At 60.8% G+C, this 26544-nt stretch carries 28 protein-coding genes; 17 read left to right on the top strand and 11 right to left on the bottom strand.

The window, feature by feature from the left end; all coding sequences use genetic code 11:
- Window positions 1-44 precede the first annotated feature (44 nt).
- The 5 genes from AC1ENN_RS14015 to AC1ENN_RS13995 are packed head-to-tail and all read right to left on the bottom strand — an operon-like array spanning window position 45 to window position 5143.
- Window positions 45-1313, bottom strand: coding sequence for an ABC transporter substrate-binding protein (locus AC1ENN_RS14015; RefSeq protein WP_480406314.1), 1269 nt, complete (start codon window positions 1311-1313; stop codon window positions 45-47).
- A gap of 2 nt (window positions 1314-1315) precedes the next feature.
- On the bottom strand, window positions 1316-2719 hold the full coding sequence (locus tag AC1ENN_RS14010) for a protein O-GlcNAcase (protein WP_480391485.1): 1404 nt from the start codon (window positions 2717-2719) through the stop codon (window positions 1316-1318).
- Entirely contained in the window at window positions 2716-3465 is a 750-nt protein-coding gene (locus tag AC1ENN_RS14005) for an SIS domain-containing protein (protein ID WP_480391484.1), read from the bottom strand. The genes AC1ENN_RS14010 and AC1ENN_RS14005 overlap by 4 nt, the downstream gene beginning before the upstream one ends.
- Window positions 3462-4385, bottom strand: a complete 924-nt coding sequence (locus AC1ENN_RS14000; RefSeq protein WP_449647823.1) for an N-acetylglucosamine kinase — start codon at window positions 4383-4385, stop codon at window positions 3462-3464. Before AC1ENN_RS14000 ends, AC1ENN_RS14005 begins: the two co-directional genes overlap by 4 nt.
- Window positions 4385-5143: a GntR family transcriptional regulator gene (locus AC1ENN_RS13995; protein WP_480406313.1), complete on the bottom strand. Its 759-nt coding sequence runs from the start codon at window positions 5141-5143 to the stop codon at window positions 4385-4387. The genes AC1ENN_RS14000 and AC1ENN_RS13995 overlap by 1 nt, the downstream gene beginning before the upstream one ends.
- A 191-nt stretch (window positions 5144-5334) precedes the next feature.
- On the opposite strand from AC1ENN_RS13995, the gene AC1ENN_RS13990 reads away from it, so the two are divergent.
- Both AC1ENN_RS13990 and AC1ENN_RS13985 read left to right on the top strand, forming a co-directional pair.
- On the top strand, window positions 5335-5928 hold the full coding sequence (locus AC1ENN_RS13990) for a GNAT family N-acetyltransferase (protein ID WP_449647821.1): 594 nt from the start codon (window positions 5335-5337) through the stop codon (window positions 5926-5928).
- Window positions 5925-6938 (top strand): Gfo/Idh/MocA family protein, encoded by a 1014-nt coding sequence (locus AC1ENN_RS13985; RefSeq protein ID WP_480406312.1) that lies wholly within the window; start codon window positions 5925-5927, stop codon window positions 6936-6938. The genes AC1ENN_RS13990 and AC1ENN_RS13985 overlap by 4 nt, the downstream gene beginning before the upstream one ends.
- Here AC1ENN_RS13985 and AC1ENN_RS13980 read toward each other — a convergent pair whose 3' ends face one another.
- From AC1ENN_RS13980 to AC1ENN_RS13965, 4 genes are all read right to left on the bottom strand, one after another.
- Window positions 6939-7586 (bottom strand): biliverdin-producing heme oxygenase, encoded by a 648-nt coding sequence (locus AC1ENN_RS13980; protein ID WP_480406311.1) that lies wholly within the window; start codon window positions 7584-7586, stop codon window positions 6939-6941.
- Window positions 7587-7685: 99 nt separating this feature from the next.
- Window positions 7686-8273: a hypothetical protein gene (locus tag AC1ENN_RS13975; RefSeq protein ID WP_480406310.1), complete on the bottom strand. Its 588-nt coding sequence runs from the start codon at window positions 8271-8273 to the stop codon at window positions 7686-7688.
- Window positions 8274-8320: 47 nt separating this feature from the next.
- Window positions 8321-8728, bottom strand: coding sequence for a DUF4383 domain-containing protein (locus AC1ENN_RS13970; protein ID WP_480406309.1), 408 nt, complete (start codon window positions 8726-8728; stop codon window positions 8321-8323).
- A 120-nt stretch (window positions 8729-8848) separates the two neighbouring features.
- A complete protein-coding gene (locus AC1ENN_RS13965; RefSeq protein WP_480406308.1) occupies window positions 8849-9151 on the bottom strand; it encodes a DUF2470 domain-containing protein in 303 nt (100 codons plus the stop codon).
- Between the two features lie 71 nt (window positions 9152-9222).
- Between AC1ENN_RS13965 and AC1ENN_RS13960 the strand changes: the two genes are divergently transcribed.
- The 3 genes from AC1ENN_RS13960 to AC1ENN_RS13950 all read left to right on the top strand — a co-directional run bounded on the left by AC1ENN_RS13960 (window position 9223) and on the right by AC1ENN_RS13950 (window position 12701).
- Window positions 9223-11205 (top strand): heavy metal translocating P-type ATPase, encoded by a 1983-nt coding sequence (locus AC1ENN_RS13960; protein WP_480406307.1) that lies wholly within the window; start codon window positions 9223-9225, stop codon window positions 11203-11205.
- A 216-nt stretch (window positions 11206-11421) separates the two neighbouring features.
- The gene (locus AC1ENN_RS13955; RefSeq protein WP_480406306.1) at window positions 11422-11556 is read left to right on the top strand and encodes a hypothetical protein; all 135 of its coding nucleotides are present in this window, start codon (window positions 11422-11424) and stop codon (window positions 11554-11556) included.
- 104 nt (window positions 11557-11660) lie between these two features.
- Entirely contained in the window at window positions 11661-12701 is a 1041-nt protein-coding gene (locus AC1ENN_RS13950) for an Abi family protein (protein ID WP_480406305.1), read from the top strand.
- A 251-nt stretch (window positions 12702-12952) separates the two neighbouring features.
- Here the strand turns inward: AC1ENN_RS13950 and AC1ENN_RS13945 are convergent, their stop codons facing one another.
- Both AC1ENN_RS13945 and AC1ENN_RS13940 read right to left on the bottom strand, forming a co-directional pair.
- Window positions 12953-13711: an SDR family oxidoreductase gene (locus tag AC1ENN_RS13945; RefSeq protein WP_480406304.1), complete on the bottom strand. Its 759-nt coding sequence runs from the start codon at window positions 13709-13711 to the stop codon at window positions 12953-12955.
- Between the two features lie 23 nt (window positions 13712-13734).
- Window positions 13735-14757 carry a zinc-dependent alcohol dehydrogenase gene (locus AC1ENN_RS13940; RefSeq protein ID WP_480406303.1) on the bottom strand — a complete coding sequence of 341 codons (1023 nt, stop codon included), beginning with the start codon at window positions 14755-14757 and terminating at the stop codon, window positions 13735-13737.
- Window positions 14758-14917: 160 nt separating this feature from the next.
- Between AC1ENN_RS13940 and AC1ENN_RS13935 the strand changes: the two genes are divergently transcribed.
- From AC1ENN_RS13935 to AC1ENN_RS13880, 12 genes are all read left to right on the top strand, one after another.
- Window positions 14918-16144, top strand: a complete 1227-nt coding sequence (locus AC1ENN_RS13935; RefSeq protein ID WP_480406302.1) for a CaiB/BaiF CoA transferase family protein — start codon at window positions 14918-14920, stop codon at window positions 16142-16144.
- Window positions 16141-17274 carry a type 2 periplasmic-binding domain-containing protein gene (locus AC1ENN_RS13930; protein WP_480406301.1) on the top strand — a complete coding sequence of 378 codons (1134 nt, stop codon included), beginning with the start codon at window positions 16141-16143 and terminating at the stop codon, window positions 17272-17274. Before AC1ENN_RS13935 ends, AC1ENN_RS13930 begins: the two co-directional genes overlap by 4 nt.
- Window positions 17259-17729, top strand: a complete 471-nt coding sequence (locus tag AC1ENN_RS13925) for a MaoC family dehydratase (protein ID WP_480391477.1) — start codon at window positions 17259-17261, stop codon at window positions 17727-17729. The genes AC1ENN_RS13930 and AC1ENN_RS13925 overlap by 16 nt, the downstream gene beginning before the upstream one ends.
- A 22-nt stretch (window positions 17730-17751) precedes the next feature.
- Entirely contained in the window at window positions 17752-18765 is a 1014-nt protein-coding gene (locus tag AC1ENN_RS13920) for a LacI family DNA-binding transcriptional regulator (RefSeq protein WP_449647801.1), read from the top strand.
- A 21-nt stretch (window positions 18766-18786) separates the two neighbouring features.
- Window positions 18787-19758: an aldo/keto reductase gene (locus AC1ENN_RS13915; protein WP_480406300.1), complete on the top strand. Its 972-nt coding sequence runs from the start codon at window positions 18787-18789 to the stop codon at window positions 19756-19758.
- Window positions 19759-19908: 150 nt separating this feature from the next.
- Window positions 19909-21078: a mandelate racemase/muconate lactonizing enzyme family protein gene (locus AC1ENN_RS13910; RefSeq protein WP_480406299.1), complete on the top strand. Its 1170-nt coding sequence runs from the start codon at window positions 19909-19911 to the stop codon at window positions 21076-21078.
- A complete protein-coding gene (locus AC1ENN_RS13905) occupies window positions 21065-21790 on the top strand; it encodes an RraA family protein (RefSeq protein ID WP_449647798.1) in 726 nt (241 codons plus the stop codon). The genes AC1ENN_RS13910 and AC1ENN_RS13905 overlap by 14 nt, the downstream gene beginning before the upstream one ends.
- 27 nt (window positions 21791-21817) lie before the next feature.
- Entirely contained in the window at window positions 21818-22684 is an 867-nt protein-coding gene (locus tag AC1ENN_RS13900) for an amidohydrolase family protein (protein ID WP_449647797.1), read from the top strand.
- Window positions 22685-22846: 162 nt separating this feature from the next.
- On the top strand, window positions 22847-24172 hold the full coding sequence (locus tag AC1ENN_RS13895; protein ID WP_449647796.1) for an ABC transporter substrate-binding protein: 1326 nt from the start codon (window positions 22847-22849) through the stop codon (window positions 24170-24172).
- A 92-nt stretch (window positions 24173-24264) separates the two neighbouring features.
- Window positions 24265-25245, top strand: coding sequence for a carbohydrate ABC transporter permease (locus AC1ENN_RS13890; RefSeq protein WP_480406298.1), 981 nt, complete (start codon window positions 24265-24267; stop codon window positions 25243-25245).
- Window positions 25242-26171, top strand: coding sequence for a carbohydrate ABC transporter permease (locus AC1ENN_RS13885; protein ID WP_449647794.1), 930 nt, complete (start codon window positions 25242-25244; stop codon window positions 26169-26171). Before AC1ENN_RS13890 ends, AC1ENN_RS13885 begins: the two co-directional genes overlap by 4 nt.
- Before the next feature lie 2 nt (window positions 26172-26173).
- The gene (locus tag AC1ENN_RS13880; protein WP_449647793.1) at window positions 26174-26497 is read left to right on the top strand and encodes an L-rhamnose mutarotase; all 324 of its coding nucleotides are present in this window, start codon (window positions 26174-26176) and stop codon (window positions 26495-26497) included.
- The last annotated feature ends 47 nt before the right edge of the window (window positions 26498-26544 follow it).

Below are 26544 nucleotides of genomic sequence, written 5' to 3'. Positions count from 1 at the left end.
GGGTTGGCGGGCGATCAGCGAAGTTGGCTAACTAAGGGGATGCGTTAGCCAATCTTCTGATCTATGCCGGCAACGGCATCCTCAGGGGAGCTCTGACCACCAAGCACTTCGGCAAGTGCCGCATAGAGGGCGTTTGCCGTTTCGAGGTCATAGCCAGTATCTGGCGGGAGCACGATAGCGGGAGCGGACTCCAACATGTTGATGAGGCCGGCGCTGCGCGAGTCAATGTCTTCGCCCGATGACGCCGAGAGGGCCATGGGTGTCAGCTCGGCACCGATGAAGGCCTGAACATTCTCATCGTTGTTGAGCAAAGCGAGGAACTCTGCCGCTAGGTCTTGTTTGCTGCTCTTCGAATTGACGACATAGCCGGTGACAACACCAATGACGCTCTCTTGGTTGCCATCTCCCGGCATTGCTGGCAAGTTCACGTAATCGAAGTTGAGATCGGGGGCCTCATCGATTGCCCAGCTTACGAGCCACGAACCGATAGCGTGCATCGCCGCTTTGCCCTGGAAGAAGAGTTGTGCGCCCTCGTTGTCGTCAACAGCGTTCGCGCTCTCGTTGACACAGTTGTGGTCGGCAAGTTCCTTGACGTAGCCGAAAGCCTCTACCCACTCGGGAGTGTTGAAGTCAGTCTCTCCAGAAAGCGCCGAGCTGTAGACGTCTTCGCCGACAACGCGCGAGGTGAGGTGGGCTAGCCAGTTTCCGGCAGCCCACAGATCCTTATTTCCCGACGCGATGGGAATGATGCCCTCGGCATCCAGAGCGTCACAGGTGGCCAGCAATTCATCCCACGTTGTGGGAGGCGTGAGTCCGGCATCCGCAAAAATGTCTTCGTTATACCAGAGCACGTTTGCGACGTCGGCAGCGTGCGGAACCATCACTACAGCGTCATCGACGGTCAGTGAGGTGAAAACGTCTTCATCGAAAAGCCCGGCGATCGGCCCGGTCGTTACTGCCTCAGTAAGATCCGCGGCGAAGCCGTCAGCGGCACGCTGCTCAAGGCGAGCACCCGCCCACTCAAAGTAGATATCGGGAGCATTGCGGCCGTTCAACAGATTGGGGAGGCCAATCGTTTGATACAGGTCATCGTCCTGGTAATTCATCTCGACCGTAACGTCGGGGTTTGCTGCCTCAAACTGAGCCGCAACGTCATCCCACACGCGAATTTGCGCTTCGCCGGGTGACCCCATCGCGATGCGCAAGACGTTGTCATCTGAGCTGCCGCCGCCGGCCGAACAACCAGTGAGAATGAGAGCAGTGGCGCTCAGCGCTGCCACGGCGCCGGTTATCGTCTTTCGCCTAATAGTCATGATCAGTCCTTTGCTGTAGGTGATGCAGTAACGGGTGATGCATTAGCAGGTGATGCGGGTGGTGAGCCCCCGGCGGCGACAAGCTCCGCCAAAGTCATATCGATCAGATCGCCAAACACTCGACGGTGTGCACTTCGCAGCCTATCGAGGAACGGGCGAAGAACTGCGGGACCGTCAGAATCAAGTCGATCATCAGCAGCAAGCGTCGCCACTTCAACGAGGGCAAGCGAGCCCACCCGGAACGACTCAAGCCACGGGCGAACCTCGGCGATAAGTTCAGGATTACTAACCGGGCCGTCGAGCAAACGATCCGCGGCCTGCACCATTAAGTTCGCACGCTGCAGTAGCTCAGTTGCGGCGCGGGCGCGATCGCCGTAGTCCACCTCGAACGTGAAGCGCTCAAGAGCCTCTGCGAGATCCGGAGCATCGTCGAGCGAGAGACACGAGGAACGAACCGTGTCAGCAAAGAGGCTGAAATCGGCTGCGTTGACTGGGCCAACGACATCCAGAATGGCTTGCTTCCAGCTAGCTTCGGGGTCGTATCCCTCCGGGTCGCGCAGATAATCGGCAATGGTGGCAAACGGAATCTTGGATGACTCGAAGAGTTCCATACCGTTGGCAATGATGCCGGTGGAGAAGCGGTACAGCTGGGGGTCGCGGCCTTGGTAGGGGCCGATGTGAAGTTCGTGGCCCATCGCAACATCGTTCACGGGGTAGTTATCCCAGTAGGTCGGCGGGCGGCCGGTCGATCGTGCGAACGCGGCGGCGTCAGTGAGATCAAGGGTCGCGGAGCAAATCGCACGCCCCGTCCAGAACAGGTCAATTCGGGGATCAATCCCGGTGCCGAGGCGGGTGATGTATTCCTCGGTTCCATAGCCCCAGTACTGAGTCGGGCAGACAGTGAGGTGAGTGTCGCTACTGAATTGCGAGAACACGGTGCCGATCAGCGACTGTTGTGCGTCAACAAGATCAGCGAATGCAGCCTTATCCTCGGGATGCTGTAGCCGGGTGGGGATGTCGTCGAGCAGCAACCCAAAACTGGTGACGCCCAATTCGCGCACGGCGTCGAACTTGGCCAAGAGCATCTCGTGATCGGTGCTGCTGGAGTATTTGATGGTGAGGCCGGGGGAGAGGCAGTACAGGAACGTCATATTTAGCGCGGCACAGTGGTCGATGAGTTCGGCAAGGCGGGTGAGCTCCGCGCCGACATAGGGTGTGCGCCATTCGTGGCGAACGAGGGGGTCATCTTTTGGCGAGTAGACGAAGGTGTTCATTCCGCGCTTGGCGAGAAAACTGATGAGGTCGAGTCGTTGCTCGTGACTCCAGGGCGGCCCGTAGAACCCTTCAATCACGCCTCGGATCGCGAAGGGCGATCCAGGATGGGTGGTGCGATCGGCGCTTGTCATACCGCAGTCACTTTGGTGGTGAACTTGTGATTGCCAGCATCACCGGTGCTCGTGTTGCTGCTCTCATAAATGTCGGGAATGACTCCCTCGTCAACGGTTAGTTGAATGGCTTCTGCCATGACCGCGTTGAGAATCGCTGCACCAACGACGGTGGAGGTTGCCGAAACTCGCTTGTCGATTCCGGTGATGTCGACGGCGGCGTCACCAACAGAGCCGCCGTTGTCGATCACGACCGTTGCCAGTTCATGAAGCTTGGGTAATAGCGTTGGCCGCGCGGCAGGCGAGGTCGCGTGGTTGAGGCTCGTCAGTGCAATCACGGGAATGCCTTGATCGAGCGCACGCTGAGCGAGCTCGGAGGTGACCGCGTTGCTTCCCGAATTCGAGGCAACGATCAGCACATCGCCTGGCGAAAGTGGGTGGTCAAGCAGCAGAGCATCGGCAAGACCGGGCAGGCGCTCAAGCGAGGTGCTGAGCGGTGCACTCGCGTGCAACATGAGGCCCTCGAAGAGAATCGGGTGCACGTTGACGAGACCGCCAGCCCGGTAGAAGAGTTCTTCGGCGAGCATGTGGGAGTGCCCCGTGCCAAATACATGAACGATCCGTTTGGCAATCAATGCGTCGGCAATCAGTCTGGATGCCGCAACAATGTTTTCGGCTTCGTCGGTGCGCAGCCGTTCGAGGAGTTCGATCGCGTGTGTGACGTAGCGCGAAGCGGGGGACTCGACGTTGAGTGCGGGTGGCGTCATGATGCTGACTCTTCTTTCCACACGTGAATGAGTTCTCGATAGATGTTGTCGGATTCGCCGGCGCCGAGAAGAAGTGCTCCGTCGAGGGATGAGGCATCAGCGGGCTGAAAAGAGAGCCCTTCCGCTGCGAGCAGTTCCACGAGTCTGGCGAATAGCACCGTGTTGGGGCCGAGTAGTTTGCCGCCTAGCGCGAGTGGGGCGTCTTGACCGACCCAGTGGAGGCCAACGCGAGCGGTTTCGAAGAGTTCTCGCGCGGCATCGTTGACGATTACGTTTGCTACGGCATCTCCTTCGACGGCAGCAGTGAGCACGTCGCGAGCGAACTGCGAAATGCGGTTCACTGGGCGGTGCACGCTGTGAAGGCGGGCGGCAAGGTTCTTGAGGCCCGCAAACTGGCTTTCGGCTCGTTCGGTGAGCAGCGTGGTTTCGCCGCGGCCATCGAGTTGTTTGAGCACAGCGGCTACTCCGCGGCTGCCGACCCAGAATCCGCCACCCGCGTCACCGAGGAGGTAGCCGTGGCCATCGATAACTCGAGATTCGCCGCTGTTCTTCAGGGCGAGACATCCGACACCGGTGCCGGTAATTAGTGAGACTCCGGCTTCGGCCGAGAGCGCTCCGGCGTGGGAGGTGACGGTGTCGTCGGCGATCCACACTTCGCGCGCCCCGGTTGTTGCTCCAATGAGGGAGCCCAGGCGTGCTGCGGAGGCAGAGTCAGGGGGGGACGTTGTCAGGCCAAGAACAACGCGGTCAACTGGCGCGAACCGACCATGTTTCCAGGCGCTGGCAATCGCATTGTGTACTGCTCGAACAGTGTCACCCTCAAGTCGGCTAACACCATCGACCTCGACGGTTCCTGGTTGGGCCGAGCTTTTGAGACGGATGCCGGACTGGCCGCCATCAACACCGAGAACACTGAGCATTAACTATTCCTTGCTTGTTCGGGAGTGAATGCTGCGCCAGACACTTGAGCGGTGAGTTGATATTTGTCACCGCGGTAGAAACAGTTGGCGATCATGATGATCGTGCCGCGCGAATCAGAATCGACCATGCGGATGCGCAGACAGGCTTGATCTGCGGGAATGGTGAGTAACTCGCGCACGCGTTGGTCGGGGAGTACCGGCTCAATAGACACGTTCGCGGCGCCGGGGATGATGCGGTAGCGGGTGCTGAGAAGCTCGTAGAGAGATCCTCCGAGTTCGCCACCGTTGATCCCGGGAACGAAGGCTTGGGGAATCCACACAGTTTCAACACCCATCGGCTCGCCACTGCCCAGCCGCAGGCGGGTAAAACTAACGACGGGGTCACCGGGGGCGATCTGTAGTTGAGCGGCGATTGCCGTGTCTGCTTCGGCCACGCGGTAGGCCAACAGCCGCGCGCTTGGCTCAAGGCCGCGGTCGCGCATGTCTTGAGAGAACGAGGTGAGTCCGAGGAGGCGAACGAAAGGCTGGGGGGTCACGTAGGTTCCGGAGCCGTGCCGACGCTCAACGAGTCCTTCAGCGACGAGGGCATCCACTGCTCGACGAATGGTCATTCTGGCGACACCCCACTGTGCGCTGAGGTCGCGTTCGCTGGGCAGGCTCTTGCCAACCTCGGTCGACGCGACCAACTCTCGCAGGCGCGCCCTGAGTGTGTTTCGGGTTGATTCCATAACTACGGTCACCCTCACATTAGAGTCCATTTGGTTATCCCCGGTAAAGGGCACATTAGACCAATTTTCGAATTCTGCCAATGAAATTTTGGGGGTATATCCTCTAATTTTCGGGGTTAGTGCCCATCAACAGCCAGTTTCTTGTGCCCCGTCTAGACCACTCCGTGGCCAACGTGTGACGCGAAACCTAGACCAGTTGACGCACGTTATATGGTGAAGCCATGAGCGACATCCGGTTAGCAGGTCTGCAGGACTTTCCCGGCACCTACCGAGTGTGCTTATTGACAGCGGATGCCGGTGCTGATGGGAGCGCTCTCTACGACAATCCCGATCTCCTTGGCCACGTTTATGTGGGGCCATATCTCGTCGGGCAACCAGAGTTTGCTTTTGTCATTGCCGATGACAAGGGGATCGCTGGCTATGTACTCGGCGCTGCGGACACCCGTGAATTTGAGGCTTGGCAGGAGAAGGAATGGTGGCCAGCGCTGCGCTCGCAGTATCCTCTGGTCACGGGATCGACCCTCGATGATGGACTGATCGCTAACCTGCACTCACCGCAGCATGCGCCAGATAGCGTGATTGCGGGTCATCCCGCACACCTTCACATCGATCTACTGCCTCGAGCACAAGGGCACGGGTTCGGGCGGATCATGCTTGAGACACTCTTCGCTGCACTTCGCGCTCGCGGCGTGCCCGGCATCCACTTGGAGGTCGGCGAAGACAATCACAACGCGATCGCTTTTTACCGGCACCTCGGCTTTGTCGAGCTCGCCCGTGGAGCCGATTCGATCTTTTTAGGAAGGGAACTGTCGTGATTCTGCCAACTCCGACGGCAACACCGCTTCGAGGTGGGCCAACGCTGCGATGGGGAGTGCTCGCTCCCGGTGGGATCGCTACCGACTGGGTGGCCGCGATGCACGCCAATACCGATCAACGGGTTGTCGCGGTTGCCTCTCGTTCAGCTGAGCGTGCGGCAGAGTTTGCGCAACAGAATGGCATTGAGCGCAGCTATGGCAGCTACGAGCAACTGGTCGCCGACCCCGAGGTAGATATCGTCTACATCGCGGCGCCGAATACTTTTCACCGCCCCCTGGCGCTGCTGGCAATTGCCGCGGGGAAGCACGCGCTCATCGAGAAGCCGCTCGGCATCGATGCTGCCGACGCTCAGGTGATTGTGGACGCGGCCCGCGCTGCTGGAGTTTTCGCGATGGAGGCAATGTGGACTCGGTTCCTGCCTCAGACGACAATCATTTCCCGGATGCTCGGCGATGGCGACCTCGGTGACGTGACACTCGTCACTGCCGACTTCGGTGCCAACTTTGGTGAACCTCAGGGGCAGCCGGTATTCGACTCCGCACTGGGCGGCGGATCGTTGCGCGACATCGGCATCTATCCAGTGTGGTTCTCGCGCTTTGCGCTCGGCGCACCCACCTCGTTGATCGCAGCGGGACGGATGCTCGCCAGCGGCGTCGATGGGCAGGCTGCAATGATTCTCAACCACGCCACCGGGGCCCAAGCCGTGCTGCACACGACCATGCTCGCCGACACCCCGACGGAGGCCCGCATTTGTGGCACTTTTGCCCGCATCGAGGTTCGCACACCGTTCTATGCCCCCAACGGGTTTGCTTGGGTAAGCGGGGATGAGCGCACCGAGTTCACGGACGGAACAGGATTGCGTGGTCGCGAAGGACTCGCCTTCCAGACGACGGCGATCGCTCAACACATTGCGGATGGGCGAACCGAGGCCCCCGAGCATCCACTCGATGTGTCGGTATCAATTCTGGAAACGCTCGACTCGTTACGGGCCCAAGTTGAAGCGGGTTAGCTAGGCGGCAGCCTTTGCCCGGGACAGGTCGACGAACAGGTCAGTGTTGAACTTGTACGCGGCAAGAACTTCGCCGATGACGCGGTCGCGTTCGGCGTCATCCCACTCAACAGCGTCGAGTTGGTCGCGATAGGTGTTCTTGAACTCTTTTGGCTTTGCGATCTGGTCAAACAGGTAGAAGCCGACACCATTGGTTTCGAAACCAAACTGGCGCTGCATCAGGGTGCGAATGACTTGGCCACCAGAAAGGTCGCCGAGGTAGCGGGTGTAGTGGTGGGCGATGAACCCGCCAGCCCAGTCTTGGGCGGCAATCTCGCGGACGCGTGTTGCATAGGCGGCAGCGGTCGGCAGGGGAGTGATTTGCTCGCGCCAGTCGGCACCGATCAGAAACTCTAGGTCGGCTTCGATCGCAGGCAAGCGAGTGAGTTGCGAGGTGATGAATGGTGCGGCCACGGGGTTCGCGGCAAAGTGGGCCGCTGCGGCCTCGATGGCTTCGTAAATGAAGTAGTGCTGAGCGACGAGAGCGATGTAGTCATCGCGGCTGCCCTTGCCCGTCATCAGATCTTTCATAAAATCTGCACCCTCGCTATCGCTGTGGCTTGACCACGTGCGCTCACGGAGAGCCTGGGAGAACGGAATAACGGCCACTGAGGTCTCCTAGCGAGGTTAGTTAGGTGACCCTCACTCTAGTGGGATACGCGACCTTGGCGCATCGTCCGAAAGGGCAGTATTTGTTGTGCGATTCCGCTAGTGACCGTCGTGGTTGGGGAGATTGAAGAGATCGTTGTCGTTCCCACCCGTGCCCTCGTCTTGCTGAGGAACGAACGTTCCGTCGTGCTCACCATGCGGTTGGGCATAGATCCCTGCCTCCGTAGCGGCCAGAGCGGGAGTAGTGAGAGCAGACACCACGAGCGCACCAACCATGAGAGCGGTGAGGTAGCGTGCCGCTCCGGGCGCAGCGCTCTCGCCGCGCTTTCCCTCACGAACACGACGCTCGTGCAGCGACAGGGTGCCGGCCACAAAAAGTTGGAAGATTGCCGCAGCGCCCCAAGGAACGACATCCATTACTGAAGCTAGGGCAGGAATTTGCAGGCTGGAGGCCGTAGCAACCATCAGCCCCCACGCCACAATGGGGACAACGGCGACGACCATTGCGGCACGGGGTGCCGGAAGCTCGTCGCGAGCGAAGGTCAGAATTCCCCAACCGAACTCGATAATGCCAAGCAGGCCGAGGGGAATCGCCAGAGCGAGAGGAGAACCGATCACGAGCGCAACATGGATGAGACCGGTGCCGATTGCGGCAAAGGCGATCCAGGTTCGGGTAATTGTGGACATGATTGTTCTCCTCTCAATTCTGGTCGTAGTAGGCGCAGGCTGTCGGGCTAGGCGCTAACGCCGGTAGCCCGCTTGTCTGCTCCGAGGCCAACGGCGAGGAGAACAACAGCGCTGGCGAAGTGAAGCACGTTGTCGGCAGCGTTGAGAGCCAAAATGTTCAACGGGCTGCCAACGAGCAGCAGTCCAGCGAAACCAAGCACAAGGTAGGCAAACCCTATGGTTGAGTTCGTGGCGCGAGCGGCTCGCTTGTTCGAGATTCCGGCGAGAAGAAGAGCCGCGCCGATCAGAATGTGCGCGACGTTGTGAAAGATGTTGACCTCGAACAGACCGAGCAGCAAACCGCCTTCGGTCGCAAAGAAGCCGACACCATTGGTGACGGAAAAGCCGAGTATTCCGACAAGAACGTAGACCGCGCCAAAAATGATGCCCAGCAGTCGGTTAGGTGATGTAGTCATTGCAGTGCCCCCTCTGCTCAAACACGATGATTGAGCTGTTGACCCTTATTCGTACCCCTCGCCCATATGGTTTGGCTAGGGGCAGTATGAGGTGATTTTTCTTTGGGGGCCGATCGCGCCTTAGCTGTGCGGTCGGGCCTCAACCCCGAGCTTTGCGCATGCTTTGTCATAGAGACGCACAATCTCATGGCGGATCTCAGCGCGCTCGGTGATTACGGTGCTCCAGGGCACAGTGACGTGGTGCTCGATGCCGTTGACGTCGGAGTATTGCCACGTGCCTTCGGTGTCATCGAGCGCGACCATCGCGGCGGAGATCGCAGAGGATTCCGCAAACGCGCGCACGATGAGCAAATTGTCACCGTTGTGGTCGCTATTCATGTGGGCGAGTACTGCGGACACGATTTCTGCGCTGAAAGTAGTCACGGCTCTACGCTAGCGCCGACCTGAGAAATGTGGGTTGCAAATATACCCTAGGGGGGTATAACATTGCGGCCATGGACCACACCGACCACGTCGACCAGTTCCGACGACTTTTCTGGATCATGCTCGTACTGGCGGTCCCCGTCGCCGGTTTCAGCATGATGTTCTCCCAAATCTTGGGCTACATGCTGCCCGACTTAGCGATCATCGAATGGATCTCGCCGGTGCTCGGCACCGTAATGTTCTTCTGGGGCGGCAAGCCGTTCCTGACCGGCGGTTACTCCGAGCTGAAGGCACGCAAGCCGGGAATGATGCTGCTGATCTCGATGGCGATCTCGGTCGCCTTCGTCGCATCGTGGGCATCCACTCTTGGGCTGATTGCGCATGAACTCGACTTCTGGTGGGAGCTCGCGCTTCTCATCGTTGTGATGCTGCTCGGGCACTGGGTCGAAATGCGGTCGCTCGCTCAGACCTCAAGCGCACTCGATTCGCTCGCCGCGTTGCTTCCGGATGAGGCGGAGAAAGTTGAGGGGGATGACTTTGTCACCGTGCATCCGTCTGACCTCGTTGTTGGCGACGTCGTCATCGTGCGCCCCGGCGGACGCGTACCCGCCGACGGCGAAGTGATTGACGGTTCAGCCGAAGTGGATGAGTCGATGATCACCGGAGAGTCGCAGCCGGTTACCCGCGGCGAGGGCGACCGCGTCGTGGCGGGAACGGTGGCTACCGACAACTCGATCCGCGTGAAGGTTACGGCGATTGGCGATGACACGGCGCTCGCGGGCATCACGAAACTTGTCGAAACGGCGCAGAACTCCTCGTCGCCCGCCCAGCGCATTGCGGACACCGCGGCTGGCTGGTTGTTCTGGTTCGCGCTCGGTGCCGCTGCGATTACCGCTACCGTCTGGACCCTTGTTGGCAGCCCCGACGATGCTATCGTGCGCACCATCACCGTGCTCGTCATCGCCTGCCCGCACGCTTTGGGCCTCGCAATTCCTCTCGTGGTCTCGATCTCGACCGAGCGCGCGGCTCGCGCTGGAGTGCTCGTGAAAGACCGCTTGGCGCTCGAAACGATGCGCAAGGTCGACACCGTTCTCTTCGACAAGACAGGAACCCTCACGAAGGGCGAGCCAGCAGTCACGCACGTCGCGGCGGTCGGGGATGCGAGTGAAGACGAGGTTCTTCGACTCGCAGCGGCAGCGGAGAACGACAGCGAGCATCCGCTGGCGAAGGCGATTGTGGCAGCAGCGCAGGATCGTGAACTCGAGCGGGCAACCGCATCCAAGTTCAGCTCGTCGAGCGGTGTTGGCGTTGAAGCTTCTGTTGACGGTGCGACGATCAGCGTTGGTGGGCCAAGCATGCTGCGTCAGCACGACCAGCAGGCAATCGAGGCCACCACCGAGTGGGCGGCAGACGGCGCGATCATTCTGCACGTGCTCTCGGACGGTCACGTGATCGGCGCAATCGGCCTCGCGGATGAAGTGCGCGAAGATTCGCGTCAGGCGATCGATGCCCTGCACTCGAAGGGCATCACGGTTGTCATGATCACAGGAGATGCGGATGCTGTTGCCCAATCGGTGGCGGCAGAACTCGGCATCGACAAGGTGTTCTCGGGCGTGCATCCGGAAGACAAAGCCAGCAAGGTTGCCGAATTACAGAAAGCGGGCGGCACCGTCGCGATGGTCGGAGATGGCGTGAACGATGCGCCCGCTCTTGCTCAGGCGGATGTCGGAATCGCGATCGGCGCCGGAACTGACGTTGCGATTGCCTCTGCCGGTGTTGTGCTCGCGAGCGACGACCCGCGCTCGGTGCTTGCCGTGTTCGAACTCTCGCGTCGTAGCTACGCCAAGATGCGCCAAAACCTGTGGTGGGCTGCCGGCTACAACCTGATCTCGGTGCCCCTCGCTGCAGGAATCCTCGCCCCCATCGGGTTCGTGCTGCCGATCTCCGTCGGTGCGCTGCTCATGTCGGCCTCGACCGTCGTCGTAGCGGCGAATGCGCAGCTGTTGCGCCGTCTCGACCTGCGGCCCGAAGCGGTTATCGCGCGCAAGGACTAGCGGCCGAGCCAGCCGCCATTCACGGTGAGGATCGCACCCACTACGTAGTCGGAGGAGCACGACGCGAGGAACGCGGTCGCGCGCGCGGTCGTGTCAGGCCTTCGCCTCGACGCTCGTCCCGTGGAAGTCGCGCGTTGGATCACCGAACAAGCGCGACGAGCCAACTCGCCCGCCATCAGCCACAACGCCCGCCAAACGACTGACGGAAGAAACCCAATGGGCGCGTTAGTAAGATCGTGCCCCGCCCCGGTCAGTCCCCAGCAAGAGAGCCTTCAAGAAGCGATCGACACCTTCGAGCGCGAGATCCACGCTGCAGCGATTAAGGTGTTCAAAACGATGACGGGCAACTAACAAACACTGCGCGGCATGTGTTTATGCTAATCTCAAATTACTACATCTCCCACGCCTCTCTTGGATGCGCACTTGGGAGATTTTTTTGTTAAGGAGGAGCCCCGATGTCCCGACAGCGTCGGCCATTGCGCCCACGTGGCAGTCTCCATTACGACAAAAAGGCGTTGAGCCTCGATAAACTCGTCGATCAGCTCGAGGAGCGCGGCCTAATAATTCCCGATCGGGATCGGGCCTCACGGTACCTTCGACATATTGGCTACTTCCGCCTCTCGCCATACACAATCCCGTTCCAGCACGGACAGCCGGATCATCTTTTCCGCGACGGGACTAAGTTCGACGACGTACTGGACCTTTACGTCTTTGACCGAGCACTTCGACTGCTTGTCATGGACGCATTGGAGCGCGTCGAGGTCGCGATCCGCGCAGCGCTGTCCGACCATATGTCAACTAAGTACGACGATCCGCACTGGTATGTCAATCCCGTGCACTTTACGAGCGGCTCCAAACACCGAGGCCTGCTGCAGATCGTGCAGACGGCTTCGGATGACAGGCTTGAAGGCGAGCCTGAGTCGGTGGGGGCGGTTCCTGCCTCAGGAGGAGAAGCGCTCCCGTCGGGCGACCGTGCGGTGGCCCACCGTTCCGCCCTCGAACACTATTTACTGACCTACGCAACTCCTGAATTGCCGCCGTCATGGCTCGTCGTCGAATCCCTCACGATCGGCCAGCTCAACAACACGATCAAGAACCTGAAACTGCGCGCCGACAGGACCGCGGTGGCGGCCAGCATTGGACTGACCGAGCCAGTACTTGTGTCTTGGATGCGGACCTTTGTGCGTGCCCGGAACATTTGCGCTCACCACGGTCGCCTCTGGAACGTCGGTCTTGGCGTCTACCCAGCGGTCCCAAACTCGCGCGGAATCTCTTGGCTGAAGGGCGACAACGCTCTCCCTACGCGCTCGGAAAAACGTCTATACCCAGTGCTTGTAGCACTCCAGTCAGTGCTCGATGTGGTGTCACCCGGGAGCGCCTGGGCGCAACGACTCTACGATCTCGTGAGCACTCGCCCACCCATGAACCTCGCGAGCATGGGTATTCCTAAAAATTGGGCAGATGATGACCTCTGGAGCGAGCGCATCACTCGGTGATCTGCCGATTGAATGTTTCTCTCAGCCATCTTTAGCACGCTACCAATCTCCTCGATTCGACTGTCTATTTGCCCAGGCTGCTCGTTGCTGCGGCAGTTCTGGCAGTGTGCCGCAAGCCGATCGTCAAACGGACCATTACTAGCCGATTTCGGGAGATCAGTACGTTCCGTCCTTTTACGTTTCGGCCATACTCAAAAACAACTGTTGGCACCCACCGACGAGGATGGATGCCAACAGCGTGCGCGTGAGCTCTAGCGGCCCATCCAGCCGCCATCCACGTTCAGGATGGCGCCCGAGACGTAGTCGGAGGAGCGTGACGCGAGGAACACGGTGGCACCCGCGAGGTCGCTCCCGACACCCCAACGACCGGCCGGGATGCGGTCGAGGATTGCCTTCGAACGGTCGGGGTCGTCTTGCAGGGCCTGGGTGTTGTCGGTGGCGATGTAACCGGGGGCGATTGCGTTTACGGTGATGCCCTTGCTGGCCCACTCGTTGGAGAGTGCCTTGGTGAGGCCGGCGATGCCGGACTTCGCTGCCGTGTAACCGGGAACGTTGATGCCGCCCTGAAAGCTGAGCAGTGATGCCGTGAAGATGATCTTGCCGCGGCCGCGCTCAATCATCGAGCGAGCGATGGCCTGCGTGAGCGTGAACTGGCTCGACAGGTTCACCTGAATAACCCGATCCCACAGCTCGGTGGGGTGGTCGACGGCGGGGGCGCGCTCTATGGTTCCGGCATTGTTGACGAGGATGTCCACGGTGCGGGTCGAGAGTGTCTCGCCCAGTGCGGCTACGGCATCCGGGTCGGCAAAGTCGCACGCGATGCCCTCGAAAGTGCGGCCATACGAGGTGACCGCCTTCTCGATGTCGCTACCCGAAGCTTCGATGGTGGCGCTAACGCCGATGATGTTCGCGCCGGCGGCGGCGAGTGCCTCGGCCATGGCGAAGCCGATTCCGCGCCGTGCGCCCGTGACGACCGCGGTGGTTCCGGTGAGGTCAAACATGCCGTTCATGGGGTTGCCCTTCTCGTTCGTGCTCACTTCTGGCCCGCCACATCCACGAGAATCTTCATCGCTTTGCCCGCGGCAAGGTCAGCGAAAGCTTCGCTGGTTTGCGACAGCGGCACAATGCGCGTGATCAACAGGTCGGCCGGGATGACGCCGCTATCGATCAGTTCGATGGCCTTTTCAAAGTCGGTGCGCTGGTAAACGCGCGCTCCCATAATGGTGAGTTCGCGCCAGAAGACGCGCTGTAGGTTGATCTCGCGAGGCGTGGGGTGGATGGCGACAACCACGAGGGTTCCGCGCACCTTCGCGAGGTCGGTGGCGCCGAGCACGGCAGCCGCAGCACCCGAGACTTCGAAGACCACGTCGGCACCGGCATCCGCGGTCCACTCGTTGACCCAGGCAACCTGGTCGACCTCGAGAGGGCTGATGGTCGTGAAGCCCAGCGCGTCGATCTGCGCGCGACGACCGGCGTCAATCTCGATGACGGCGACCTCAGCGCCAAATTCGCGGGCGACGGATGCGATGAGCACCCCAATCGGACCACCACCGATAATCACGGCCTTGTCTCCGGGCACCAAGCCCGAACGGCGAACATCGTGCACCGCAACAGCGGTGGGTTCGACGAGTGCCGCATGATCGAGGCGCAGCTCGGGCGGCAACGCAACGAGCGTTTCGGCGGGAACGTTCGACTTGCCCTGCAGGGCGCCGGGGGAGTCGATGCCGATGAAGTCGAGGTTCTGGCAGATGTGCTGGTTGCCGGCGAGGCAGGCGGGGCAGGTGTTGTCCCACCAGAGCGGCATGACGGTGACGTGGTCGCCGACATTCCAGCCATCGACGCCGTTGCCGAGAGCGGAAATGGTGCCGCTCATCTCGTGACCGAACGTCAGGGGAAGCTGCACGCGGGCATCCATGCTGCCGTGCAGGATGTGCAGATCGGTGCCGCATAGTCCGTTGTAGGCGACCGCAATTTGAACTTCGCCGGCGGCCGGAGGCTTCGGTTCGTACTCTTTGACCTCAAGGCGTTGCTCGCCTACATAACTCACGTTCAGCACTGGTGCGCTCCTTTGCGATTAGTGGACACGAAGGGTGGAGGAGGGGCGATTGCGGTGCTCGGCACCGGATGTCGCGGCTTGGTTCCCTTGCGTGTATTTCTGCGTCATACTAGCATGATCAAACGATTGTTCACGAGGATCAACAGAAGGCTGAACAGCAATGACTGACGACAACGGCGCACCAACGGAGTCTGCGCCAATGGACCGCCCCCTCGAGGGCATTATGGTTCTGGACTTCAGCCAATTCTTGGCCGGACCAGTCGCCGCGATGCGTCTCGCAGACCTGGGCGCCCGCGTCATCAAGGTTGAACGACCCGGCACGGGCGACATCGGTCGCACCCTCGCGTTCGCCGGTCGCGAGTTCGACGGCGATACTGTGTCGTTCCACGCGATGAACCGCAACAAAGAATCGATCACGGCAGACCTCAAGGTCGCCGAAGACCTCGCCTACGTCAAAGAACTTGTCGAGCGTGCCGACGTAATCATCCAGAACTTCCGCCCCGGCGTAATGGAGCGCATCGGCCTCGACTTCGAATCGGTGCGCGCCATCAACCCCGGCATCGTCTACGCCAGCGCGACTGGCTACGGCGAAGAGGGTCCGTGGAAGGATCGCCCTGGGCAAGACCTGCTCGCTCAGTCGATGTCGGGCATCCCGTGGCTCAACGGCTCGAAGACTGACGGCCCTGTGCCTGTCGGGCTCTCGATTGCCGACCACCTTATGAGCTGCCACATCGCTCAAGGAGTGACCGCCCTTCTCGTGCGTAAGTTCCGCACCGGCAAGGGCGGGCTCGTGCAGACGAGCCTGCTCGAAGCAATGCTCGACCTGCAGTTCGAACTGCTCAGCACCAAGCTCAACGACGACAGCATCACGGTGCAACGTCATGGCGAGCACTCGGCTCACGCCTTCTTGGCGGCGCCCTACGGCACGTATCCCACCACTGATGGTTACATCGCGATGGCGATGAATCCGCTGCCGAAACTGGGCGACCTGCTCGGCATGCCCGAACTGAGTGAGATGCACGACCCTCAACTGGCGTGGGATCCCCAAGAGTACGTCGAAGACCTGCTCGCCGCGCGCTTTGCGACCGGCACCACCCAACAGTGGCTCGACATTCTCGATGCCGGCGACGTGTGGTGTGCTCCCGTGCTCACGCTCGACGAACTGCTGGCCTCGGGTGGGTTCGAAGCGATTCGGATGACGCAGCCGGTCAGCCGCGGAGGCAACGAGTTGCTCACCACCCGCAGCCCCATTCGCGTTGATGGCCAGATTCTCACGAGCACTAAAGCGGCCCCGACTCTCGGAGAGGACAACGCTCGAGTGCGTGCCGAGTTCCCCTCCCGCGCCGCCGCAACAAGCGCCCCCGCAACCCAGGAGGCCTCCGCATGAGCCCGACGATCATCAAGGGAATGACCTGGGAACACGAGCGCGGCTACGGCAGCGTCGTGAAGGCCGCCGAAGCGTATCGCTCGGTAGCTCCCGATGTTGAGGTGCAGTGGGAGTACCGCTCACTGCAGGCTTTTGCCGACCAAGACTTGGACAGCATGGTTGAGCAGTACGACCTGCTTGTGATCGATCATCCGCACATTCCGATTGCTGCAGAAGATGCCCTCTTCACTCCGCTGAACGGTCGCGGCTTTGACTCCGAGCTGGCCACGCTGGCAACGCAGTCGGTTGGTCGCTCGCACGAGTCGTACCAGCACCTCGGCCAGCAATGGGGCCTTGCGCTCGATGCTGCCGCGCAGGTTGCCGCGTTCCGCCCCGATATTCTCGAGTCGCCGCCGCGCAACTGGGATGAGGTGATCGCGCTCGCCGAAGAGGGTCGAGTGCTGTGGCCCTTCAAGCCCGTCGACGCGTATTCGAGCCTCATCACGATCGCGTCAGGGCTCGGCGAAGATGCCATGGCTGACCCCGGCGTCTTCCTCTCAGAAGACATGCTGACCCGCGCGATGGAATTGCTCACTCGCTTGGCGCGGCTGGTGCCAGCCGACAACGCCGGCTTCAATCCGATTCAGGTCGCGGATGTGCTCGCCGAGAGTGACACCTTCGCGTACGCGCCGCTGCTGTTTGGGTACACCAACTACTCGCGTGCGGGCTACCGGTCAAACCGCGTGCAGTACATCGACATCCCGAGCTCCACTCGTGGCGTTGCCGGCTCGCTGCTTGGCGGTGCGGGTATCGCCGTGTCGTCACGCAGCCAGGTGATGGATGCCGCGATCGCGCACGCCTACTGGCTCGCGTCGGGCGCCGTGCAAGAGGGTTCGTACTATGACGGCGGCGGCCAGCCCGGCAACGCCGTCGCGTGGGAGAGTGCGCGCACCAACGCCGACAGCCTCGACTTCTTCACCGGCACGCGCGCAACGCTCGAAGGTGCCTACCTGCGCCCGCGGTTCGCTACCTACATCGAACTACAAAATGCGGTCTCCCCGCTCGTGACCTCAGCCCTGCGCGGCGAGATCACCATTGACGAACTACGCGAACGCCTCGACGCTGGCGTCGCAGAATGGCTGGTGCGCTGATGCTCACGAAAGACCGCTGGTATGACGACCACGAGGTGGGGGAGCGGCGCGAAACCGTTGGCCGCACCATCACCGAAGCTGACATTGTGCTGCACGCTGGCCAGACCGGCGACTTCTTTCCGCACCACATGGATGCCGAATGGATGGCGACGCAGCCGGCTGGTCAGCGCATTGCCCACGGCACCCTCATCCTCTCCGTCGCCGTGGGGATGACGGCGGGCGACATCAACCCGCAAGCGATGAGTTATGGCTACGACCGCATCCGCTTCATCCGCCCCGTCTTCATTGGGGACACCATTCGGGTAACCGCCGAGATCAACGAGATGTCGTTGCACGCGAAGCGACCGGAGGAGGCTGGCTACCTGCACGAGCTGGTCACGGTAACCAACCAACATGGTGACACCGTGATGGTGCTGACTCATCTTTATCTGGTCAATCGACGTACCAGCGACTAGTTGCCCGAATACACTGGCAACTATGGCTACTTTGAGTGATGTTGCGACCCGCGCCGGAGTTTCGGTGTCGGCGGTTTCGCGGGTGCTGAGTGAAAAACCTGGCGTGCGAGTGAGTGTGGCGACCCGTCAGCGCATTCATGATGCAGCGAAAGAGCTTAACTACCGCCCCAACTTCACGGCTCGAGCCCTCAAGTCGTCGCGCACTCACGCCGTCGGCCTTGTGGTGCCCGGTGTGACCAACGCCATCTTTGCTGAGCTCATGCGCGGAGTGGAAGAAGAGGCCAGCAGCAAGGATTACATGGTGCTGATCGCCAGTACCGAACGTTTGCCCGAAGGTGAAGAGTCGATCCCGCGCCTCATGGGTGAGGGACGAGTCGACGGTGTTCTCGTGCAGTTCGGTGACCACCTAAGTGGTGACGATCTGCGCACGGTGACCGACAGCGGCTTGCCCGTGATCTCGATCAACACAATCAACCCTGGCAGCGGTGGTTCTGTTCGCCTCGAAGATGAGGCGGGGATGCGCCTGGCAACCGAGCACCTCATCGAGCTCGGCCACACCCGCATCGGGTACGCCGGCGGTGTGCCAACCTCGGAGTCAGGTCAGCGACGTCTCGCCGGATTCCTCGAGGCGATGGCGAACGCGAAACTCACGGTCGAACCCGAACTCGTCACCGACTTCGGCTACTACCCCAAGCAGGGTGCTCAAGCCCTCGATGCGATGGCCGAGTTGTCGACCCCACCCACAGCGGTGGTCGTGGCGAACATCAACGCCGCTCACGGTGTGCTTTCGGAGGCACGACGGTTGGGCATCCGCGTACCTGAAGACATGTCGATCGTGGCGATGCACGACACCTGGACCGCCGAAATTGCGTGGCCACCGCTGACCTGCGTGCGCCTGCCGCTCTATGAACTTGGCCGTGCTGCGATGGCCAGCCTGTGGGAGAACATCAACTCGGGAACGGCCGAAGACCGTGTCATCGCCGACCCAGCACCCGAGCTGATCGTGCGCGAATCTACTGCGCCACCGGCGCGCTAACACTCCCTGGAGGGGCCAACAGTGAAAACCAGATCAACTCAGCGTGGACTTGAACTGACAGAGATCGGCCTGGGGGCCGCGCAGTTGGGAAACCTCTACCGTGAAACCACGGACGCTGAAGTTGACGAGGGTGTTGCCGCCGCGTGGGATGCCGGAGTTCGCTACTTCGATACTGCGCCGCACTACGGGCTCGGCCTCTCGGAGCGTCGCCTCGGCGAGCAGCTGCGCACCCACCCCCGCGACAACTACGTGATCTCGAGCAAGGTCGGCAAGCTCCTCGTACCGAATCCCGGTGGAGAAGACCAGATGGATGACCAGGGCTTTGCCGTGCCCGCCGTCACCAAGCGTCAATGGGATTTCAGTCGCGACGGCATCCTTCGCTCAGTCGAAGAATCTCTCGCCCGCACCGGGCTCGACCACTTCGATGTGCTCTACATGCACGACCCCGACGACCACTTTGAGCAGGCCTCGACCGAGGGAATCGGCGCACTCATTGAGCTACGCGAGCAGGGCGTGGTGAAGGCGGTTGGTGCAGGAATGAACGCGTCGGCTCCGCTCGCCGAGTTGATCCGCCGCGCGGATGTTGATCTCGTAATGTGTGCAGGACGCTTCACCCTTGTCGACGATTCGGCGCTCGCAGACCTCATGCCCCTCGCTCTCGAACGCAACGTCGGCGTTGTCGTTGCCGGCGTCTACAACTCGGGATTGCTCGGCCGCAATCGACCGAGCCCCGATGCAACCTTTGATTACGGGCCGGTTCCGCCCGAGATTCTTGAGCGGGCCAATCGGGTTGCGGATGCGTGTGAAGCCCACGGCGTCACACTTCCCGAGGCCGCTATCGCGTACGTACTGCGGCATCCGGCGGTCGTTTCCGTTGTGGTCGGAGCGCGCGGGGGCGGACAGGTGCGGTCGAACATCGAACGCTATGCGTCCACGATGCCCGAGGGGCTCTGGGGCGACCTCGAAGCTGCCGGGCTGGTTGCTGCGCTCTAGATCACCGGGCTAATAGCGCCATGCCCACCTCAACAGCGCCCGCAGTCTGAAGTGCAATTGCGCGGATGCGGTCCCACATGCTTGTGATCAAACGATTGATCAGATACCGTAACCATTATCGCTCGCTACTAGAAATGAGGCGCCCTTCCCATGGGACTCACTGATACAGCTCTCACCATTACCGCCGTGCGCGCAGTGTTGCTTTCGCACCGGTACCAGCCCGGAGAAGAACTCACGTGGGTCGGAGGCACCATTTGGTCCTGGGATGCCGCTCTCGTCGAAGTAACCCTCTCTGATGGAACCACCGGAGTCGGGGAAGCGGGAGCCGGCATCATGGCAGCCGCCGCCGTGCCCGGAATCGTGGATGCCTTCCGCCCCTACGTTCTCGACCACGAATTCGCTCACCCCCTCGAAGTCGCCGACCACCTCCGCGCCTACACCGCTTTCTGGGCGCGTGGCGGAATGCTCAACGGCGTTGCCGGAGCAATCGAAACAGCCGCGGTGGATGCCGTAGCTAAGCGCCTCAGCGTGCCAGGCTACGAAGTGCTCGGTGGCCTCAAACGCGACTGGATCGAGTCGTACGCCAGCGGCGGACTCGGCACGACCTTCGGCGAAGTCTCCGACTGGGCTGCCGCCCAGATCGAAGCCGGCTTTGGCACCGTGAAGTTCCGCGCCATGACCGACCCAGACACCACCATCAAGCTGCTCGACCATGTGACCGCGCTGCTACCCGAGGGCGTGCAGTTCGTCATTGACGCCGTGCAGGCCTGTGCCTCTGACCCGTGGCCCGTCGAGGAAGCAGTTCGCGTTGGCCATAAGGCTGCCAAACTTGGTGCTCGCTGGTACGAAGAACCCTGCCAAGCGGATGACGTGGCTGGCTACGCCGCCGTGCGTGCCGCCGTGAACGTGCCGATTTCCGGTGTCGAATCCAACGGAACCGTTCGCGACTTCGCCCAACTGCTCGACGCGAATGCGCTCGATGTTGCTCAGCCCGATGTCACTTTCGTCGGTGGCCCGAAGGCTTTTGCGCAGGTCGCCGAACTTGCTCATGCCGCCGGCGTGAAGACGGTTCCCCACGTGTGGGGCAGTGGTGTCACCTTCGCCGCGAACCTGCACACCGTGCTCGCCAACCCCTACGTTGAACTCTTCGAGTACTGCACCCTGCCCAATCCACTGCGTGACGCGATGCGAGTGGAAGAGGTCGACTTCAAGGACGGCGGAATCGTCGCTCCGAAGGCTGCCGGCCTTGGCATCCAGCTCACTCCCGAAATTGAAGCCCAGTTCCCATTCAGCCCTGGAGGTGGCCATGTCATCCGCTAACCCCACGCCCGAAGCATCCGGAGCCGCAGCCGCAGCAGCTGTGGCAGCAACCGGCAAAGCAGGTTTCACGCCGTTGCCCGGCGACGAGCGTCTCACGACCGCGATTCTGAGTGACTCGTGCGACGAATCGGGCTTGCGCAACCAAGTGCTCGACCAGCGCCTCGCGCCGATAACGCCGGGGTCGCGAGCTTTCGGTCGCGCCCGCACGGTGCGGTTCGCTCCGGCACTCGAGTCAGATCTCGACGACCCCTACAAGGAGTCAATCGACTTCATCGACGGTATTGGCGCTGGCCAGATGATTGTGATCGCCACCGACAACAGCAACGATTCTGGCTTCTGGGGAGAACTCTTCAGTGCGGCAGCGCTTGGCGCGAAAGCCTCCGGCGTGATCACCGATGGCAACCTGCGCGACACTGACAAGATCGCCGAACTCGGCTTTCCGTCGTTCTCGCGCTCGCGCCGCCCCATCGACTTCCGGGCTCGCATGCGCGTCATCGCCTCCGATGTTGTCGTCGAGTTGGGCGGAGTGCTAATTGCGCCCGGCGATCTCGTGATGGCCGATGATGACGGTGCCGTCGTAATCCCCCAGGCGCACGAAGAAGAAGTGCTCACGCGAGCTCGCACCCGAGCATCCAATGAATCGACGGTTCTGGCAGAACTGCTTGCCGGAGATTCTCTGCGCACAGTGTGGGAACGACACGGCATTCTCTAAACTGGCAACCGGCGAAGGGACAACACAGTGGTTTTTCCAATCATTGACTCTCACCAGCATGTCTGGAACCCCAACAGGGCGCACTATGACTGGCTCGACGATTCGTTGGCCCCAATAAACCAGGTGATGACGCTCGACCAACTGATTCCTGAGCTGCGGGATGCCGGTATTGACTACACCGTTCAGGTTCAGTCTGCCGACAACTTCGATGACACACGGCTCATGGTTGAGTCAGCAGCGGCGCACCACGAGGTAGCGGCAATTGTCGGCTACGCCCCGATTGATCGCCCCGAGCAAGCGGCACGAACGCTTGAATCGTGGCAGGGCGATACGCGCATGGTCGGGGTTCGCACGCTCATTCATACCCAGGAAGACCCGGAGTGGTTGCTGCGACCTAACGTCGACGAGGGGCTCACTGTGCTGGAGCGCGCTGGGCTCACCTTCGACGTGGTCGCAGTTCTTCCGGAGCACCTCGCGCTGATTCCAGAACTCTCGAGGCGGCATCCCGAACTTCGCATGGTGATCGATCATTTGGCGAAACCGCCGATCGGGCTCGACGAGCGTGAACCGTGGTGGTCGGCGATTGAGATTGCTGCCGAGAACCCGAATGTTTACGCGAAGATCAGCGGGCTCTATTCGGCGGCTGGCGATCCACAGCAGTGGACCACCGAATACGTTCGCCCCTATTTCGAACGGGCCATCGAGGTCTTCGGGCCGAAGCGACTGATGTATGGCGGCGACTGGCCGATTTCGGTGCTCGCCGGCGGGTATACGCGGGTCTGGCAGGGCCTCCAACCGCTCTTCGACAGCGTGGATGCCGCAGACCGCGAACAACTGCTTGGCCGCACCGCCGCGGAGTTCTACCGCATCGATCCCCCGCGCATTGGCTATTGAGGTGCCGCGCACAAACCCGTAGATAACAGTTGAAAAACCTTTGATCAAACGTTTGCACAACTTACTGGGTTGGTATAACGTTTGAGCACCGGAGAAACCGAGCCGTTCCAGCGCCTCGCGTCTCTCCACTACGAAGCAGTAGTAACTCACCTAGGAGTGTCAATGAAGACGAAGAGGTTTCTTTCCGCCAGTGCAGGAGTGGCCATAATTTCCGCCGCTGCACTCGTTCTATCCGGCTGTTCAGCTGACGGAGGCGCAACCGCCCCCGAACAAACTGACTCGGGTGGAAAAATCACGGTGTGGGTTGACCCGCCCCGTGTTCCCGCAGCAGAAGCTTTCCAGGAAGCACACCCTGAGATCGAAATCGACGTTGTCCAGATCGATGGCACCGTCGGTGGGCAGACCGTGAAGCAGGCATTCGCCAACTTCGACTCTGCCGGATCAGGATGGCCTGACGCCATCTTCTTCCCCTCCAATGACGACATCGCGTGGGCGACTGGTGCAGCGAGCAACTACGCCGCAGACCTCACCGATCTGCTCCCCGATGTTATCGACGGCTACGACCCCGCAGTGCTCTCGTTCTGCGACATCGATGGTCAGATTCGTTGCCTCCGCAATGACGCTGCCCCTGACGTGTTCTGGTACAACAAGGCATTCTTCGACGAGAACGGCTACACGCTTCCCACCACGTGGGAAGAGTACGGCGACCTCGCTGTGGAAATTGCAGCAGCGCACCCTGACAAGATCAGCGGATTCTTGGGCGACGCTTATGCCGTCAACCGCTACCTTCAGGCAGCAGACTGCCCCACGAACGACCGCCTTTCCGAGTCGGAAGTTCACATCAACCTCGACGACCCGAACTGTGTTCGCGCTAACGAACTGCTCACGCAGATGTACGACGGTGGCGCACTCACAACTCAGGGCATCTTCGATGGTGACGCCGCAGCAGCTGGTGTCAACCTCGTGATGAGCCCCGGTGCCGTCTGGTGGGGCAACTACCTCTTCCGCGATACCTGGAAGATCCCTGCAGGCCAGATGAGTGCAAGTGCACCGTTGACGTGGGAAGGCGAATCAAGCCCGACCGCCGGTAACGAAGGTGGCGGCCTCTGGGGCGTCTCCTCACACATCACCGGAAAGCAGCTCGAAAACACGCTGACCTTCGCAACCTTCGTCGCAACCGACCCGGCGTGGCAGGTTGAGTTGTCAACCGGTCTCCCCGGTTACGGCCCGATTCAGGATGCTTGGCTCGCCAAGCTCGAAGCTGACGGCTACTTCGCCGATGTTGCCTCCGTGCAGCAAGCATTCAAGGATGCGGCAGCAGCAGTAGCGCCGTACTCCTACATGCTCTACGACACGGGTGCAGCGTGGACCGAGACAGTTAGCCCCACGCTGATCGCTAACGGTTCGATGAGTGATGCGCTCGGTACCTTCGGAGAAGAGCTCGTGAACCGCGCCAACTCAGTCGGCTACACGGTCACCGCCGAATAGCAGCAACCAGCTAGGCACAGCATGTGTGGGGGTTTCAGATCCTTGAGGCCCCCACACTCTGTTCCACTCCACAACTCATAGGCGAGGAATACATGAGCAGCTCAACGCTAGCCACGAAAGGTACGGAGCCACCGGCTATCGGCCCCCGTGCATCCACCACCCCTCGGCGTCACCGCACACGCCATGCAGAAGCCCGCGGCGCCTGGATTTTGCTTGCCCCCTACCTCGCCCTGCTTCTCGTTGCCGCAGCAATCCCCATCGGTTACGCCTTCTGGATCGCCCTGCAAAAAGCTCCAACACTCGTCGACCCCACCAGCGGATTCGGCGGCTTTGACTCGTTCATCACGGTAATTACCGATTATCGGTTCTCCGGAACGTTCATCAACATCTTCTCCGTCATGATCGTGTGGTTGCCGCTCATGATGGTCGGAATCGTCGGCCTGGCGCTGCTGGTACATGCCAGCCCCGGACGCTTTGGCGACACAATGCGTTTCTTCTACTTCATCCCGGGAGCGTTGAGCGGAATCGCGAACTTCGTGCTCTGGGTCTACCTCCTTCACCCCACCCAGTCACCGCTCGCGCCACTCTGGCAAGAAGTCGGGTTCGGGTCGCTCAAAGAGATCGTCACCGACGGCAACATGCCGATGATTCTCACCGGAATGCTGTTCTTCCAAGGCGTCGGAACGTGGATCATTGTCGTCAATGGCGGCCTCAACGGTATTCCAGACGAAATCTTTGAGGCAGCCAAGATCGACGGCGCACGCGCGTGGGATTTGGCGTGGCATATCAAGCTTCCGCTCATCCGCCCCTGGATCGGCTATGCAGCCCTAATGAACCTCGCCTACGGTTTCCAGCTCTTCCTCGAGCCGTACCTGCTGCGACAGATTTCCTCTGGCGCGATTGCGGGCGAGTGGGCACCAACCCAGCTGGGTTACGCCTTCGCGTTCACGAACCGAAACTTCCCCGCCGCAGCAGCGCTCTCCATCATTCTGCTCGTAATTACCCTCAGCATTGGAGTCGTCATCGTGATGAAGAGTGGACTCTTCGGCGACGAAAAGGAGAAGAAGCGATGAGCAACAGCGCTCCCGGCGTCGTCGGCGCCAAACACTGGACGGTTGGCCGGATTGCCCGCATCACCGTCATGGTGATCGTTGCTGCCGCCTTCATCCTGCCCATCATCGGCTTCATCGCGATGGCCTTCCGCAGCCAAGAAGGTGTGCTCGCGGGAACCGATGGTTTCCTTGGCCTCGGCGGAATCTCGTGGGACAACGTCGTGTTCAGTTGGAGCCAGATCAATGGCTTCGGCCCCGGTGATGGTGGCCTCTTCACCCGCTGGGTAGGAAACTCGCTCGTGATCGCCATCGTTGGCGGAGTGCTCGCCCTCGTTGCAGCGCTGCCAGCAGGGTATGCACTATCTCGACTGCGGTTCCGCGGCCGCAAGGTGCTGCTCTTCGCTACCCTGCTCGCCATGGTGATGCCCAACACCGTTCTCGTCATCCCGCTGTTCCTCGAAGTGAATGCCATCGGCGCCGTCGGCCAATTGTGGCCAGTGGCAGTAATCATGGGCTTCTTCCCCTTCGGCACGTACCTCGTCTATATCCACTTCATGACGACAATGCCGCAAGAGCTGGTAGAAGCAGCCCGGATCGATGGCCTCAGCGAGATCTCGACCTTCTTCTACGTGGCACTGCCCATTTCGAAGCAAGTCATCGCGCTCGTCGCGTTCTTCTCCTTCGTGGCTAACTGGACCAACTTCTTCCTCCCCTTGGCACTGTTGACCTCTAACCAGGAGAACAAGACCATCTCGATCGGCATCCAAGAGCTCATCGGTGCCAGCCCACTGTTCAACGCAACAGTGGCAGCAGGCCTCGACGTGAAGCTCTACATGCCCCAGCTCGCGCTCGCCACGTTCATCTCCATGATCCCCCTGCTGATCGTGTTCCTCACGGCCCAGCGCTTCTTGATGCGAGGACAAACGGTTGGTGCGGTGAAGGGATAACCATGAAACGAGTAGCCCAGGTCATCGGCCTCCCACCCGAGAACCGCGAAGAGTACGAGCGATACCATGCCGCCGTGTGGCCAACGATTCTCGAACGGTTAGCGGCCAGCAACATCCACAACTATTCGATCTATCGTCACGGCGACCTGCTGTTCTCGTACTTCGAGTACACGGGTGACGACTACGAAGCTGATCAGGCCGCTATCGCCGCAGATCCCGAAACCAAGCGGTGGTGGGCACTTCAAGAACCACTGCAACGACCACTGGATGATCGTGCCGACGGTGAGTGGTGGAAAGAGCTGCCCGAGGTCTTCCACAGTGACTAGTTAGACGAGCAGAGCCCGCGCACTACCAGCGCCCCATTTCTGTATTT

The sequence above is a fragment of the Rhodoglobus sp. G.S.23 genome (genome assembly GCF_056675935.1).
This window is presented reverse-complemented; position numbering and strand designations above follow the sequence as displayed.